This window comes from Microbacterium sp. JZ31 (assembly GCF_016805985.1).
Lineage (GTDB): Bacteria > Actinomycetota > Actinomycetes > Actinomycetales > Microbacteriaceae > Microbacterium.
Map to the genome: position 1 here is coordinate 2,144,128 of NZ_CP017661.1, position 13,846 is coordinate 2,157,973.

The window sequence follows — 13,846 nt, forward strand, 5'->3', positions numbered from 1 at the left end:
GGCGCGGTTCGGGCTATCGTGCCACGCCCACGTACCCGTGGCGGGTCACGCGCGCACCGAGCCGAGGTCGAGCAGCTCGCGCGCGTGCGTGAGTGCGGCCTCGGAGTCGCTGAGCCCCGACAGCAGGCGCGCCATCTCGGCCTCGCGCTCGGCGCCCTCGAGGCGCGTCACACTCGACCGCGTGACGGACCCGTCGTTGGCCTTCACGACGCTGAGGTGGTTGCCCGCGAAGGCCGCCACCTGCGCGAGGTGGGTCACGGCGATCACCTGCGACGTCTCGGCGAGTCGCGCCAGGCGCCGTCCGACCTCGATCGCGGCGGCGCCGCCGATCCCGGCGTCGACCTCGTCGAACACGAACGTGGGAACGGGGTCGGTCTGCGAGATCACGACCTCGATCGCGAGCATCACGCGGCTGAGCTCACCGCCCGACGCACCCTTCGACACGGGCCGCGGCTCGGCACCGGGGTGCGGCGTGAGCAGCAGCCCCACTTCGTCCCGCCCGTGCGTCGACTCCGCACCGGGCGACACATCGACGAGCAGGCGCGCGTCCGGCATCGCCAGGGCGTGCAGCTCCTCGGTGACCGCCTCGGCCAGCCGGCCGGCCGCCGCCGTGCGCGCGGCCGTGAGGGCGTCGGCGCGGACGTCGAGCGCCTCACGCGCTTCCGCCAGCTGCGCGCCGAGCCGCTCGACGCGATCGCCGTCGTCGTCGAGCTCCGCCAAGCGGGCGGATCCGCTCTCGAGCAGCGCGATCGCCTCGTCCAGCGAGCCGTGCGCGCGCACGAGGGAGTTCAGGACGGCGCGTCGCTCCTCTACGGCCGCGAGCTCGGCGGGACCCGATTCGTCGAGATCCGCGAGGAATCCGGACAGCTCGACCGCGATGTCGGCGGCCCGGTAGCCGAGGTCGGCGAGCTGCTCACCCAGACCCGTGAGGGCCGGATCGGCGACGCGCTCGAGCGCCCGCCGGGCGTCCGCGAGCAGCGTGGAGACGTCCACGCCGTCCTCCTCGCTCGAGAGGGCCTCGCGCGCGACGGCCGCCGCGGCACGCAGCTCCTCGGCGTTCGCGAGCCGCTCGGCGCGCTCCGTGAGCGCCACGTCCTCCCCGGCTCGGGCGCCGCCTGCTCGATCTCCGCGAGCGTCTCCCGCAGCGTCGCAGCCTCGGCCGCACGCGCGTCGCGGTCGGTCACGAGGGTCGACAGCTCGCGGTCGAGCGCGCGCCAAGTCTCGTATGCCGCGCGGTAGTCCGCCAGCGCGGCGCGCACCGGCTCGCCGGCGAATCGGTCGAGCGCGTCGCGCTGGGCGGCGGACGACTTCAGCCGCAGCTGGTCCGACTGACCGTGCACGACGACGAGCGCGTCGGCCAGGTCGGCGAGCACACCCGCCGGGGCGGCACGGCCGCCCACGCTCGCGCGGCTGCGCCCCTCCGCCGCCAGCGTCCGCGACAGGTACAGCTCGGCGCTGCCGCCGCCGATCGGCTCGAGATCGCCGCCCGCTTCGCGCACCCGCTCGGCGACCGGGCCCTCCTCGGGCACGATCCACACGCCCTCGACGGACGCCTGCGGCGCGCCGGCACGCACGGCGCCGGAATCCGCGCGCTGTCCGAGCAGCAGCCCCAGACCGGTGACCACCATCGTCTTGCCCGCACCGGTCTCACCCGTGATCGCGGTGAAGCCCGGCCCCATGGGCAGGTTGGCCTCGCTGATCACGCCGAGATCGCGCAGCCGCATCTCCTCGATCATGTCGTCGCCTCCGCGAGAGCTCCGATCATGCGCTCACTCCTTCGCCTCGGGGACGGTGGCGAGCTCCGGCGCGATCGTGTCGATCGCTCCCGTGGCGTCGGGATCGCTCGGGCCGCGCCATCCGGTCACGGGCAGCTTGAACTTGCGCACCAGGCGGTCCGTGAACGCCGCCGGGTGCAGGCGCGCGAGCCGCACCGGCTGCGGCGAGCGCCGAACCGACACCCGCGCACCCGGAGGCAGCGGATGCGAGCGACGGCCGTCGCACCACAGCACGGCGGACGCCCCGGCGCCGCCCTCGAGCACCTCGACCGCGATCGCGTGCTCGGGGCCCACGACGAGCGGGCGCGCGAACAGCGCGTGGGCCGACAGCGGCACGACCGCGATCGCCTGCACGGTCGGCCAGATCACGGGGCCTCCGGCCGAGAAGTTGTAGGCGGTGGATCCGGTCGGCGTCGCGATCACGATCCCGTCGGCACCGAACGTCGACAGCGGCCGCCTGTCGATCTCCATGACGACCTCGATCATGCGCTCGCGACTGTCCTTCTCGACCGTCGCCTCGTTCAGCGCCCACGTCTCGTAGACGACGGTGCCCGAGCGGTCCTTCACGCGGACGTCGAGCGCGAGCCGCTCCTCGACCGCGTAGTCGCCTTCCACGGCCCGCTGCACGGCCGAGTCCATCGCGTCGCGCTCGATCTCGGCGAGGAAGCCGACGTGGCCCATGTTGATGCCGAGCACGGGCGCCGTGCCGTCGCGCACCAGCTCGGCGGCGCGCAGGATGGTGCCGTCGCCGCCCAGCACGATCGCGAGATCGATCTCATCGAGCGGCACGTCGGCGCCGAGCACGGGCACCTCCGCCAGCACGGGCGCGAGGGCCGACAGCTCGGCTCGGTCGTCGTGCGCGAGCACCGGCTGGGCACCGGACCCGCGCAGCAGCGCCGTCACGCGCACGGCGGCATCGACGGTCTCCTCGCGGTGCGCATGCGCGACCACCAGGATCTTCCGCTCCCGCTGGGTGGCGAGTCCGCCGGGAAGTGAGCTGGCACCGTGCGACATCGATCCCCTCTCACTGCTGTTGCGCCTCATCGGGCTCCGTCGGTGTCCATCGGGCTGAGCGTCATCCGGCGCAGCACCGCTCGATCGTGGTCTTCCATTCTGACGGATCCGTCCCACGGCCCGGAGCGATGTGGATGAGCGTCTCCACATTCCCATGCGTGCCGTGGAGGGGCGACGGCAGCACGCCGAGCGTGCCGAGCCCGAGATCCCCGGCCGTGAACAGCACCTCGGTCACCGCGTCGGCGCGCAGGCCCGCGTCGGTCACGACTCCCCCGCCGATCTTGGACCTGCCCACCTCGAACTGCGGCTTCACGAGCAGCACGATGTCGGCGTCGGGGGCGACGACCTGCGCGACCGCCGGCAGGATCTGCGTGAGGGAGATGAAGGACAGATCGCCCGTCACGACGGACGGCGGTGCGCTCACCCCGCTTGCGGACGCGAGGCTCTCGGCCGTCATGTATCGGACGTTGAAGCCCTCCACCGAGCGGACGCCCGCGTCGATCGCGATCTGGGGCGCGAGCTGGCCGTGCCCGACGTCGACGGCGATGACCGGATCCGCGCCGCGCTCGCGCAGCACCTGCGTGAAGCCTCCCGTCGACGCGCCCATGTCGAGAGCGGTGCGTCCGGCCACCTCGATGCCGAAGCCGTCCAGAGCCGCGATGAGCTTGTGCGCGCCGCGGCTGACGTAGTGATCCTGCGCCGTGACGGTGATCTCCGCCGCGTCGTCGACCTTGATGGAGGCCTTGGCCGCGACGCGTCCGGCGACCTGCACGCGTCCCTCGTCGATCAGCGCCGCGGCGTGCGTGCGCGAGCGCGCCAGTCCGCGTGCGGCGAGTGCGGCGTCGAGGCGCTGCGTCATCCGCCGGGGGCCGGCTCCGGCGGAGCCTGGTCGAGGCGCCGGGCGAGCTCGTCGTGCAGGCTCGCGTACGCCGCGGCGCGGCTCGCGAGCGGCTGGCCCTCGATGACACGCACGCGGCTCACGAGGCCCTCGGACCCGCCCCTATCAGTCGTCTCGGTCACTCATCCAGGGTACGTGCCACCTCAGGGCGGGCGGTGTGCCGCGCGGATGGTCCGGTGCTGCCCACTCATCGGGACCCGTTTTTATCAAGGTGATTGATATTCGCGAGGCCGGGTGCCAGAGTCGGATCGGCCGGTCGCGGACGACCGGGTCCCACAACAACGTCGTTGGATCAGGGAGAGATCATGTCCACCGCACATCGGATCAGGAACGCCGCGATCGCATCCGCGGTCGCCACCGGACTGGCCTTCTCGGCGTCGCCCGCCGTGGCAGACGAGGGCGAGCGAATCCTCGAGGGGAGACTGACGGACAGCACGCCATACCGCTTCGTCGTCCCCGACGACTGGAACGGCACCGTGTTCGTCGACATGGACTTCGCAGCCGGGCCGGTCGGCGACGCCGAGCAGGCCCTCGTCGACGCAGGCGCGGCATACGGGGGCACCACGCGGAACGTGACGGGATGGAACATCGGCGGCGCGATCGCGAATCAGCTCGAGGCGCTCGATGTGTTCACCGCCGAGATGGGCGAGCCCGACCGGGCGATCACGATGGGGAACTCGATGGGGGGCTTCGTCGCCGCCGCGACGGGTGAACTGCACCCCGACCGCATCGACGGGGTGCTCGCCGGGTGCGGCGGCCTGTCGGGCACCGTCTCGCAGTGGAATCAGAAGCTCGACACGGTGTTCGTGCTGTCGGAGCTGCTGGATCCTGAGGCGAGCCTCCCCGTCGTCGACATCCCCGCGGATGTTCCCGGCGCTCAGCAGGCGTGGATCGATCACCTCACCGCCGCTCAGGCAACGCCCGAGGGACGGGCCCGCATCGCGCTCGCCGCCGCGATCGGTCAGCTGCCCGCGTGGTCGCAGGCGATCGCGGATCCGTCCCCGCTCGATGCCGAGAGCTACCAACAGGCTTGGTTCGGCGCCCTTGCGGGCGATCCGCTGCCCTACATCGGACAGGCGATGAGCAGCCGCCGAACGAGCACCCTGCTCTTCGGCGGCCTGCCCTCGTGGAACACCGGAATCGACTACGCCGCGCAACTGCGCAAGGCGTCGCCCGAAGCGCGCCGCGTCGTCGCGGAGCTGTACGCACGCGCCGGGCTCAGCCTCGACCACGACCTGGCGACCGTCAATGCCGCCGACCGCTACGAGGCCGACGCCGACGCCGTCGAGCGCTTCGCGGCGACGTACGAGTTCACGGGTGAGATCTCCGTGCCGACCGTGACGCTCAACAACGTCGGAGACCAGATCTCCACGGTCGCGCAGCAGAGCGCGTACGAGGAGCGCGTGAAGAAGGCGGGCAATGCCTCGCTGCTGCGCCAGACGTACGTCGCCTCCGCGGGACACTGCAACTTCACCGCCGCCGAGACTGTCGCCGCTGCTGAGCTCCTGCTGGAGCGGCTCGAGACGGGTCGCTGGGGCGGCGGTGCGACCGTCCATCAGCTGAACCGCGCCGCGGCAGCGCTCGACCTCGGCGAGGCGCGCTTCATCCGCTTCACGCCCGACCGCTTCAACCGAGGCTGAGGCGACGGTGAACAGCCGCACGATCACGGCCAGGCAGCGGATCCTCGCGATCTCCGCCGCCGCCTGCACCGCAGCAGCGACCGCTCTCGCCACCGCTCCCGCCGCGGCAGCGGCCGACCTTCCTCTCGAGATCCCGGCGCCGGCGCCGCCTGCGGCCCTCTTCGACGAGCCCGCGCTGCCCGGCGCCGATGGCTGGGCGTTCTCCGAGGCGTTCTCGCGCACGTCCGGCACGGCCCGGTACGACGACGGGGCGTTGCTGTGGACCGACTGGCTGTTCGACGACACCGGCGACGGGTCCTTCACCTACACCGACGAGGCAGCCCACGCCAACGGCTCGGATGTGTTCCGCGCCGGCGTCGCCGCGAAGGGACGGTCGTCCTTCTGGCGCGTGGACTTCACGACCCTCGCCGATCCCGATCTCCCGATCGCGGTATGGGCGCTGGATACCGATGCAGACCCGACGACGGGCACGGCGACATGGCCGGGGAACGCGGGCGTCACCTCACCCGGCTCGGACGCCTTCCTGATCGTGTCCTCCCGGGGCGTGCGGCTGGAGACGGCCACGGGCCAGCGGCGCGAACTCACCGAGCTGGGCGCCGCCCTGACCGTCGACGAGGAGGCGAAGTCCTTCGTCGCCGAGATCCCCCGGTCCCTCCTCCGCATCAACGGCGTCTGGAACGTGCGCCTTGCCACCGGAATCGCCGACGAGAGCGGCCTCGGGTTCGTCCCGGCACCGCAGCGATCGGATATGCGCGTGTACAACGCCGCGTTCCGCACAGACGTGCAGGAGGGCGCGCGGCTCCCTGGGCCCGGCATGGCGACGAGCTGGAACAACGGCGCTCAGAGCCGGGCGCTCGCGGAGGGAGACCTTGCGCCGTTCGCTCTCGAGCTGGACTGGCGCCGGATCGCCCGGGGCGAGGTCGAGGACGAGCCGCTCCCGACGGGCTTCTCCACGCGGTGGTACGTGTCGTCGGTGGATCTCGGGCCCGGCGTGCATCCCGACGTCCGGCAGCCCCCCGGCCAGCCCCCGACCGCCGACCCGCGCGTGTACGGGCGGGTGCAGCCCTACCTCGTCTACGTGCCGACGACCTACGATCCGTCGCATCCCGCTCCCCTGTCGATCCTGCTTCACGGCGGCGGCGGAAACCACAACGGCTTCCGCGGTGCGAAGGAGGACGACGTGTTCGGCCCGGTCTGCGAGGAGCGCGGCTCCGTCTGCGTCTCACCGCTCGGGCGAGGCGACGGCACGTGGTACGTCAACGAAGCCGAGCTCGATGTCTGGGAGGTATGGAACAGGACTGCGCAGACCTACGCCATCGACGGGACTCGCACCGTGGTCGCCGGCCATTCGATGGGCGGCGTCGGGGCGACCCGCCTCGCCACCAACTATCCCGCCGTCTTCGCGGGCGTCGGGATCGTCTCAGGAGCGGGCTACCGTAACGCCGGGGGCGCGCGAGACGACGCCCAGGACCTGCTGCGGGTCGAGAATCTCGCCAACACGGCAGTGTTCATGGACGCGGGCACGGACGACGTCGCCCAGGGCAACACGCGGTCGTGGGGCGCGGCGTTCGAGGCGGCGGAGGTGCCGTACCGCGTTCACTACTACGGCGGCGCGACGCATGGTCAATTCCAGTGGCTGGGCTGGCGCGAGTTCGCCGAGTACCTCGACGGGGCGGTGATCGACCCGCAGCCGTCGCACATCGCCTTCCGGTGGGATCCTGCTGAGCAGCGGGATTCGCTCGGGCTGACGATCGACGAGGCCCACTGGGTGAACGGCCTGACGGCCCGCGACGCGGACGGCAGGTGGAGCCGCATCGAAGCGCGTTCCGGCGCCCTCGACACGGTGCTCAGCGAGCCTGTGGTCAGCACGGACACCAGGACGTACGGCGACTACGAGACCGAGGTGCGTCAGCTCGTCCTTCAGCCCGTCGGCGCGCGGGAACCGGTCGACGAGCTCGATCTGGCGCTCACCAACGTCGCCACCGCCACCGTGAGCCTGGACGATGCAGGACTCACGGGCGACGTCACGGTTCGGGTCTCGACCGACGGCGCGTCGGAGGTGCGCTTCCGCCAGGGCGACACGGAACGTGTGAAGAGAATCACGGCCGGCGAGCACGTGCTGACCGTGCATCGCGAGTGACGTGAGTGCAGTCGTTCCGCGGTGCGGGCACTTCGCTCGCTCCGCGCCGCGGAACGGCAGACAGGCTTCAGCGACGCGCCGCGCTGAAGGGGTCCGCGTACAGCTGCTCGGGGACGCGGAACCCGAAGATCTGGCGGCCGGTGTCCCAGATCGCCCTCGCCGCGGCGCGGAGCAGATCGATCTGCGCGCCTTCGGCGACGATCCGCACGTCCGGGCCCTCGATCCGGACGGCCGCATCGCGCACCCACACGGTGTCGCCCTTCAGACGCGCCTCGGGGTACGGCTCGAAGAGCTCGCGCAGGTCGGCGACGATGTACGTCGGGCGACTGTCGGGCGGCGCCGCGAGCACGTGCTTGGGCCGGTCGATGCCCGTGAGGACGAGCGCCGACGGCACGCCCGCGCGATTCGCGCCCAGGATGTCGGTGTCGAGCCGGTCGCCGATGAACAGCGGCGACGTGGCGCCGAAGCGCGCGACCGCCTCGTGGAAGATGGGCGCCTCGGGCTTGCCCGCCACGGTCGCCAGCCGGCCGACCGCCGTGTGGACGGCGGACACGAGCGTGCCGTTGCCCGGCGCGATCCCGCGCGCCTGCGGGATCGTCCAGTCGGTGTTGGTGGCGATCCAGGGGATGCCGCCCTCGTCTTCGGGAAGCTGCAGCGCGAAGGCCGCCTCGGCGAGCTCGGTCCACGAGACCTCGGGCGCGAAACCCTGCACGACCGCAGCAGGCTCGTCTTCCGCACTGCGCGTGACGACGAAACCCGCCTTCTCGACCTCGACCACGAGCCCCTCGCCGCCGACGACCAGCACCGTGGACCCCGCCGCGACGCGCTGAACGAGCAGGCGCATGGCGGCCTGCGGGCTGGTCACGACCTCGTCGGGACGCGTGTGCAGACCCAGCTCGACGAGGTGGGCGGCCACGGTGGCATCCGTGCGCGAGGCGTTGTTGGTGATGTAGCCCAGGCGGCGCCCCTCGGACGCGGCGCGCTTCAGGCTCTCGACGGCATGCGGCAGCGCGCCGGGACCGGCGTAGACCACGCCGTCGAGGTCGGCGAGCACCACGTCCACGCCGTCCAGCGGCGTGCGCGCCGCCGGACGCTTAGAAAAGAGCGCCATCGGGGCGGCCCTCGCCGTCGTCCTTGCGCGGGGACGGCGCGCCGTCCGAGGAGGTCTGCTGAGCGGTCTCCGGCGCCGCGTCGGCGTCGGGCTCGGTCTCGATCGCGGCGTCCGCGTCCTCGTGCTCGTCCGGCTCGGCGTCGGCGTCGTCCGGCTCGGCGTCCACGGGCTCGGCATCGATCTCCGCGAGGATCTCGGCGACCTCGTCCTCGACCGTGAACGTCTCGTCCGCCGCGGCGACCGGCTCCTCCGGCTCGGCGACCGGCTCGTTGTACTCGGCCGACGGAGCGGCCGGATCCTCGGCAGCAGCCGCAGCGGGCTGCGCGTCCGAGGCGGCCCCGATCACGGCGGCGGCGTCATCCGCCGCCTCGCCCTCGAGCTCCTCGGAATGGGCGTCGTCGATCTCGATCACGTCGAACTCGTCTTCGTCCACCGAGTGACCGAGCGCGTCGGCGGCGATCTCGGCGCGACGGCGCCAGTCGGCCGCCTCGTCGGCCAGGCCGAGGTCCTCGAGCACCGTCGCGCGCGCCGCGAACAGGCCCGGGCTCCACTCGAAGGCGCGGTCGGGATCGAGCTCGGGGATGTCGAGCTCGACGAGCGCGAGCTGCGTCTCCCCCAGGTCCAGGCGTGCGCCCGACATGGCGATCGCCAGTTCGACGCGGACCGGCGTCGGAAGGGTGGCGCGGTCGACGGCTCGGCCCTCCTCGAGAGCACGCTCGGGGCGGCCGAGTCCGCGCTCGCTGTCGACGATCAGCGCGATGAGGTCGTCGCGCCCCGTGATGCGGCGATGCGTGCGCAGCTCGCGCAGCGCGAGCGCGAAGTCGCCCACGGTGTAGGCGGTGATCGCGAGCGTCTCGCGCGCGATCGCGACGCGGCCCGCGTGGCGGACGGCCGCCTGCGCGTGCTCGTGCGCGAGCTCCGGGTCCTCGTCGAGCGTGCGTGCCGCCATCGCGAGGTGGCGGGCGACACGCTCGGCGTTCTCCTTGCTCAGGGTCTTGAGCTCATTGCGCGCGCCGCCGGGAAGGTCGCGCGGCGTGATGTCCTCGGGAAGCTCCGGATCCTTGATCCGCACCGACTCCGGCGGGCGCGAGTTGGTGCGCTCCCGACGATCGTCCGAGCGCCGGTCGTCGGATCGACGGTCGCCGAAACGACGGTCACCGCCGGGACGGCCGCCATCCCGCTGCGGACGACGATCGCCTCCGTCGCGGAACGATCGCCCACGGTCGCCGTCGCGCTGCGGACGGTCGCCATACGTGCGCGGCTTGTCACCATCACGCGAGTAACGCGGACGATCACCGTCGCGCTGCGGACGATCGCCATACGAGCGCGGCTTGTCACCATCACGCGAGTAACGCGGACGGTCACCGTCACGCTGCGGACGGTCGCCGTACGAGCGCGGCTTGTCACCGTCTCGCGAGTATCGCGGACGATCACCGTCGCGCTGCGGACGGTCGCCATCACGCGAGTAACGCGGACGATCACCGTCACGCTGCGAACGATCCCCATACGAGCGCGGCCTGTCACCATCACGCGAGTAGCGCGGGCGATCTCCATCACGCTGGGGACGGTCGCCGTCCCGCTGCGGGCGGTCGCCATACGAGCGAGAGCGGCCGCCGTCGCGCGAGGAACCCGGACGATCACCGTCACGCTGAGGACGGTCCCCGTACGAACGACGCTGCTCGCCGTCACGCTGAGGACGATCGCCGTCGCGGCGGCCGTAGCCGCCGGCGGCGCGCTGGCCATCCCGCCGAGGGCGCTGGTCACGGTCCCGAGAAGCGTCGCGCCTGCCGTCGCGATCGTCCCGTCCGCGCTGGGGTCGGTCGCCGTCGTCTGCAGCCATGTCGTCCACTCCTCTATGAAAGCCCGGGAAATGCAGAAGGGCCACCCGTCGTTGGGTGGCCCTTCTGTCTTAAAAGAAGTCCGGCGGTGTCCTACTCTCCCACAGGGTCCCCCTGCAGTACCATCGGCGCTGAGAGGCTTAGCTTCCGGGTTCGGAATGTGACCGGGCGTTTCCCTCTCGCTATGACCGCCGAAACACTGTCGATGTTTCGAACGTTTAGCACGCTGTGTAATTGTGCGTTGTTCTCGACCGTACATCGAGAACCACTCAGTGGACGCGAACGCTTCGCAGAAAGCGAGGTGTTATCAAGTCATCGGCTTATTAGTACCAGTCAGCTGCACACATTGCTGTGCTTCCACATCTGGCCTATCAACCCAGTAGTCTGGCTGGGAGCCTCTCACCCGAAGGTATGGAAGTCTCATCTTGAGGCCGGCTTCCCGCTTAGATGCTTTCAGCGGTTATCCATCCCGAACGTAGCTAATCAGCGGTGCTCCTGGCGGAACAACTGACACACCAGAGGTTCGTCCAACCCGGTCCTCTCGTACTAGGGTCAGATCCTCTCAAACTTCCTACGCGCGCAGCGGATAGGGACCGAACTGTCTCACGACGTTCTAAACCCAGCTCGCGTACCGCTTTAATGGGCGAACAGCCCAACCCTTGGGACCTACTCCAGCCCCAGGATGCGACGAGCCGACATCGAGGTGCCAAACCATGCCGTCGATATGGACTCTTGGGCAAGATCAGCCTGTTATCCCCGAGGTACCTTTTATCCGTTGAGCGACAGCGCTTCCACAAGCCACTGCCGGATCACTAGTCCCGACTTTCGTCCCTGCTCGACCTGTCAGTCTCACAGTCAAGCTCCCTTGTGCACTTACACTCGCCACCTGATTGCCAACCAGGTTGAGGGAACCTTTGGGCGCCTCCGTTACTTTTTGGGAGGCAACCGCCCCAGTTAAACTACCCACCAGGCACTGTCCCTGAACCGGATCACGGTTCGAAGTTAGACATCCAGAGTGACCAGAGTGGTATTTCAACAACGACTCCACAGTAACTGGCGTCACTGCTTCAAAGTCTCCCACCTATCCTACACAAGCCACACCGAACACCAATACCAAGCTGTAGTAAAGGTCACGGGGTCTTTCCGTCCTGCTGCGCGTAACGAGCATCTTTACTCGTAATGCAATTTCGCCGAGTTCGCGGTTGAGACAGTTGGGAAGTCGTTACGCCATTCGTGCAGGTCGGAACTTACCCGACAAGGAATTTCGCTACCTTAGGATGGTTATAGTTACCACCGCCGTTTACCGGGGCTTAAATTCTCAGCTTCGCCTTGCGGCTAACCGGTCCTCTTAACCTTCCGGCACCGGGCAGGCGTCAGTCCGTATACATCGTCTTGCGACTTGGCACGGACCTGTGTTTTTAATAAACAGTCGCTACCCACTGGTCTCTGCGGCCCACACACGCTTTCGGAGCAAGTCCTAATACGCGCTGGGCCCCCCTTCTCCCGAAGTTACGGGGGCATTTTGCCGAGTTCCTTAACCACGATTCTCTCGATCTCCTTGGTATTCTCTACCTGACCACCTGAGTCGGTTTGGGGTACGGGCGGCTGGAACCTCGCGTCGATGCTTTTCTTGGCAGCATAGGATCACCCACTTTTCATCCGCATCGTGTCTCAGCCTCATGACTCCCGGATTTGCCTAGGAGTCGGCCTACGCACTTGCACCAGGACAACCATCGCCTGGCTTGGGCTACCTTCCTGCGTCACACCTGTTAATACGCTAACCGCACCAGCATGGGGTCGCGCGCTCCACCACCCGGTGTCACCCGAAGGTGACGATGGATGGTTTCGGGCGCTTAGCACCACTGGATTGATTGGGGCGGTTCTTCGCCGGTACGGGAATATCAACCCGTTGTCCATCGACTACGCCTGTCGGCCTCGCCTTAGGTCCCGACTTACCCAGGGAAGATTAGCTTGACCCTGGAACCCTTGGTCTTTCGGAGGACGTGTTTCTCACACGTCATTCGCTACTCATGCCTGCATTCTCACTCGTGTGGCGTCCACGGCTGGTTTCCACCGCCGCTTCACTCGCCACACGACGCTCTCCTACCCATCAAAACGGCTGGACCACGAAGGCCTGCCAATAGTTTCAATGCCACAACTTCGGTGGCGTGCTTGAGCCCCGTTACATTGTCGGCGCGGAATCACTTGACCAGTGAGCTATTACGCACTCTTTCAAGGGTGGCTGCTTCTAAGCCAACCTCCTGGTTGTCTGAGCAACTCCACATCCTTTCCCACTTAGCACGCGCTTTGGGACCTTAGTTGGTGGTCTGGGTTGTTTCCCTCTCGACTATGAAGCTTATCCCCCACAGTCTCACTGCTGCGCTCTCACTTACCGGCATTCGGAGTTTGGCTGACGTCAGTAACCTGGTAGGGCCCATCGGCCATCCAGTAGCTCTACCTCCGGCAAGAAACACGCAACGCTGCACCTAAATGCATTTCGGAGAGAACCAGCTATCACGAAGTTTGATTGGCCTTTCACCCCTATCCACAGCTCATCCCCTCAGTTTTCAACCTAAGTGGGTTCGGCCCTCCACGACGTCTTACCGTCGCTTCAGCCTGGCCATGGATAGATCACTTCGCTTCGGGTCTAGGACACGCGACTGAAATCGCCCTATTCAGACTCGCTTTCGCTACGGCTACCCCACACGGGTTAACCTCGCCACGTATCGCTAACTCGCAGGCTCATTCTTCAAAAGGCACGCTGTCACACCTACCAGGGGTGCTCCAACGGTTTGTAAGCAGACGGTTTCAGGTACTATTTCACTCCCCTCCCGGGGTACTTTTCACCTTTCCCTCACGGTACTTGTCCGCTATCGGTCATCTGGGAGTATTTAGGCTTATCAGGTGGTCCTGACAGATTCACACGGGATTTCTCGGGCCCCGTGCTACTTGGGATACTCTCCACGCCAGCACACGCATTTCGACTACGGGGCTGCCACCCACTCTGGCCGGCCATTCAAGACCGTTCGTCTATACGCTGCTGTCACGTCGACCCTTCGGCAGAAGAGTCAGGAAAGTCCCACAACCCCGAACGTGCAACGCCTGCCGGCTATCACACACGCCCGGTTTAGCCTCATCCGGTTTCGCTCGCCACTACTCACGGAATCACTGTTGTTTTCTCTTCCTGTGGGTACTGAGATGTTTCACTTCCCCACGTTCCCTCTACCCGCCCTATATATTCAGGCGGGAGTCACCAGGGCTTGATCCTGGCGGGGTTTCCCCATTCGGACATCCTCGGATCAAAGCTCGCTTATCAGCTCCCCGAGGCTTATCGCAGATTGCTACGTCCTTCTTCGGCTCCAGATGCCAAGGCATCCACCGACTGCTCTTAAAGACTTGAAATCACATGAGCCATAAATCAAAAGATCTA

The 13,846-nt window shown here is 68.2% G+C and carries 8 protein-coding genes, 2 rRNA genes and 1 pseudogene; 2 read left to right on the forward strand and 9 right to left on the reverse strand.

Annotated features, from left to right (window positions below):
* Positions 1-45 precede the first annotated feature (45 nt).
* The 4 genes and pseudogenes from recN to BJP60_RS10325 form a co-directional block, all read right to left on the reverse strand.
* Positions 46-1,736 (reverse strand): annotated as a pseudogene (gene recN, locus BJP60_RS10310) (DNA repair protein RecN).
* A gap of 33 nt (positions 1,737-1,769) precedes the next feature.
* The gene (locus tag BJP60_RS10315; RefSeq protein ID WP_203135676.1) at positions 1,770-2,789 is read right to left on the reverse strand and encodes an NAD kinase; all 1,020 of its coding nucleotides are present in this window, start codon (positions 2,787-2,789) and stop codon (positions 1,770-1,772) included.
* Positions 2,790-2,850: 61 nt separating this feature from the next.
* Positions 2,851-3,648, reverse strand: a complete 798-nt coding sequence (locus tag BJP60_RS10320; protein WP_203135677.1) for a TlyA family RNA methyltransferase — start codon at positions 3,646-3,648, stop codon at positions 2,851-2,853.
* Positions 3,645-3,809: a hypothetical protein gene (locus BJP60_RS10325; RefSeq protein ID WP_203135678.1), complete on the reverse strand. Its 165-nt coding sequence runs from the start codon at positions 3,807-3,809 to the stop codon at positions 3,645-3,647. The genes BJP60_RS10320 and BJP60_RS10325 overlap by 4 nt, the downstream gene beginning before the upstream one ends.
* Positions 3,810-3,992: 183 nt before the next feature.
* Here BJP60_RS10325 and BJP60_RS10330 point away from each other — a divergent pair, with 183 nt between their 5' ends.
* A complete protein-coding gene (locus tag BJP60_RS10330) occupies positions 3,993-5,327 on the forward strand; it encodes an alpha/beta hydrolase (RefSeq protein WP_203135679.1) in 1,335 nt (444 codons plus the stop codon).
* A gap of 7 nt (positions 5,328-5,334) precedes the next feature.
* Positions 5,335-7,467 carry an alpha/beta hydrolase-fold protein gene (locus BJP60_RS10335; protein WP_203135680.1) on the forward strand — a complete coding sequence of 711 codons (2,133 nt, stop codon included), beginning with the start codon at positions 5,335-5,337 and terminating at the stop codon, positions 7,465-7,467.
* A gap of 67 nt (positions 7,468-7,534) precedes the next feature.
* Here BJP60_RS10335 and BJP60_RS10340 read toward each other — a convergent pair whose 3' ends face one another.
* From BJP60_RS10340 to BJP60_RS10360, 5 genes are all read right to left on the reverse strand, one after another.
* Positions 7,535-8,578 (reverse strand): HAD-IIA family hydrolase, encoded by a 1,044-nt coding sequence (locus tag BJP60_RS10340; RefSeq protein WP_203135681.1) that lies wholly within the window; start codon positions 8,576-8,578, stop codon positions 7,535-7,537.
* Positions 8,562-9,650, reverse strand: a complete 1,089-nt coding sequence (locus BJP60_RS10345; RefSeq protein ID WP_238439386.1) for a hypothetical protein — start codon at positions 9,648-9,650, stop codon at positions 8,562-8,564. The genes BJP60_RS10340 and BJP60_RS10345 overlap by 17 nt, the downstream gene beginning before the upstream one ends.
* Complete coding sequence (locus tag BJP60_RS10350; protein ID WP_203135682.1) at positions 9,566-10,342, reverse strand: hypothetical protein; 777 nt, start codon at positions 10,340-10,342, stop codon at positions 9,566-9,568. Before BJP60_RS10350 ends, BJP60_RS10345 begins: the two co-directional genes overlap by 85 nt.
* A gap of 154 nt (positions 10,343-10,496) precedes the next feature.
* Positions 10,497-10,612, reverse strand: a 5S ribosomal RNA gene (gene rrf / locus BJP60_RS10355).
* A 107-nt stretch (positions 10,613-10,719) separates the two neighbouring features.
* Positions 10,720-13,818, reverse strand: a 23S ribosomal RNA gene (locus tag BJP60_RS10360).
* Positions 13,819-13,846: the final 28 nt, after the last annotated feature.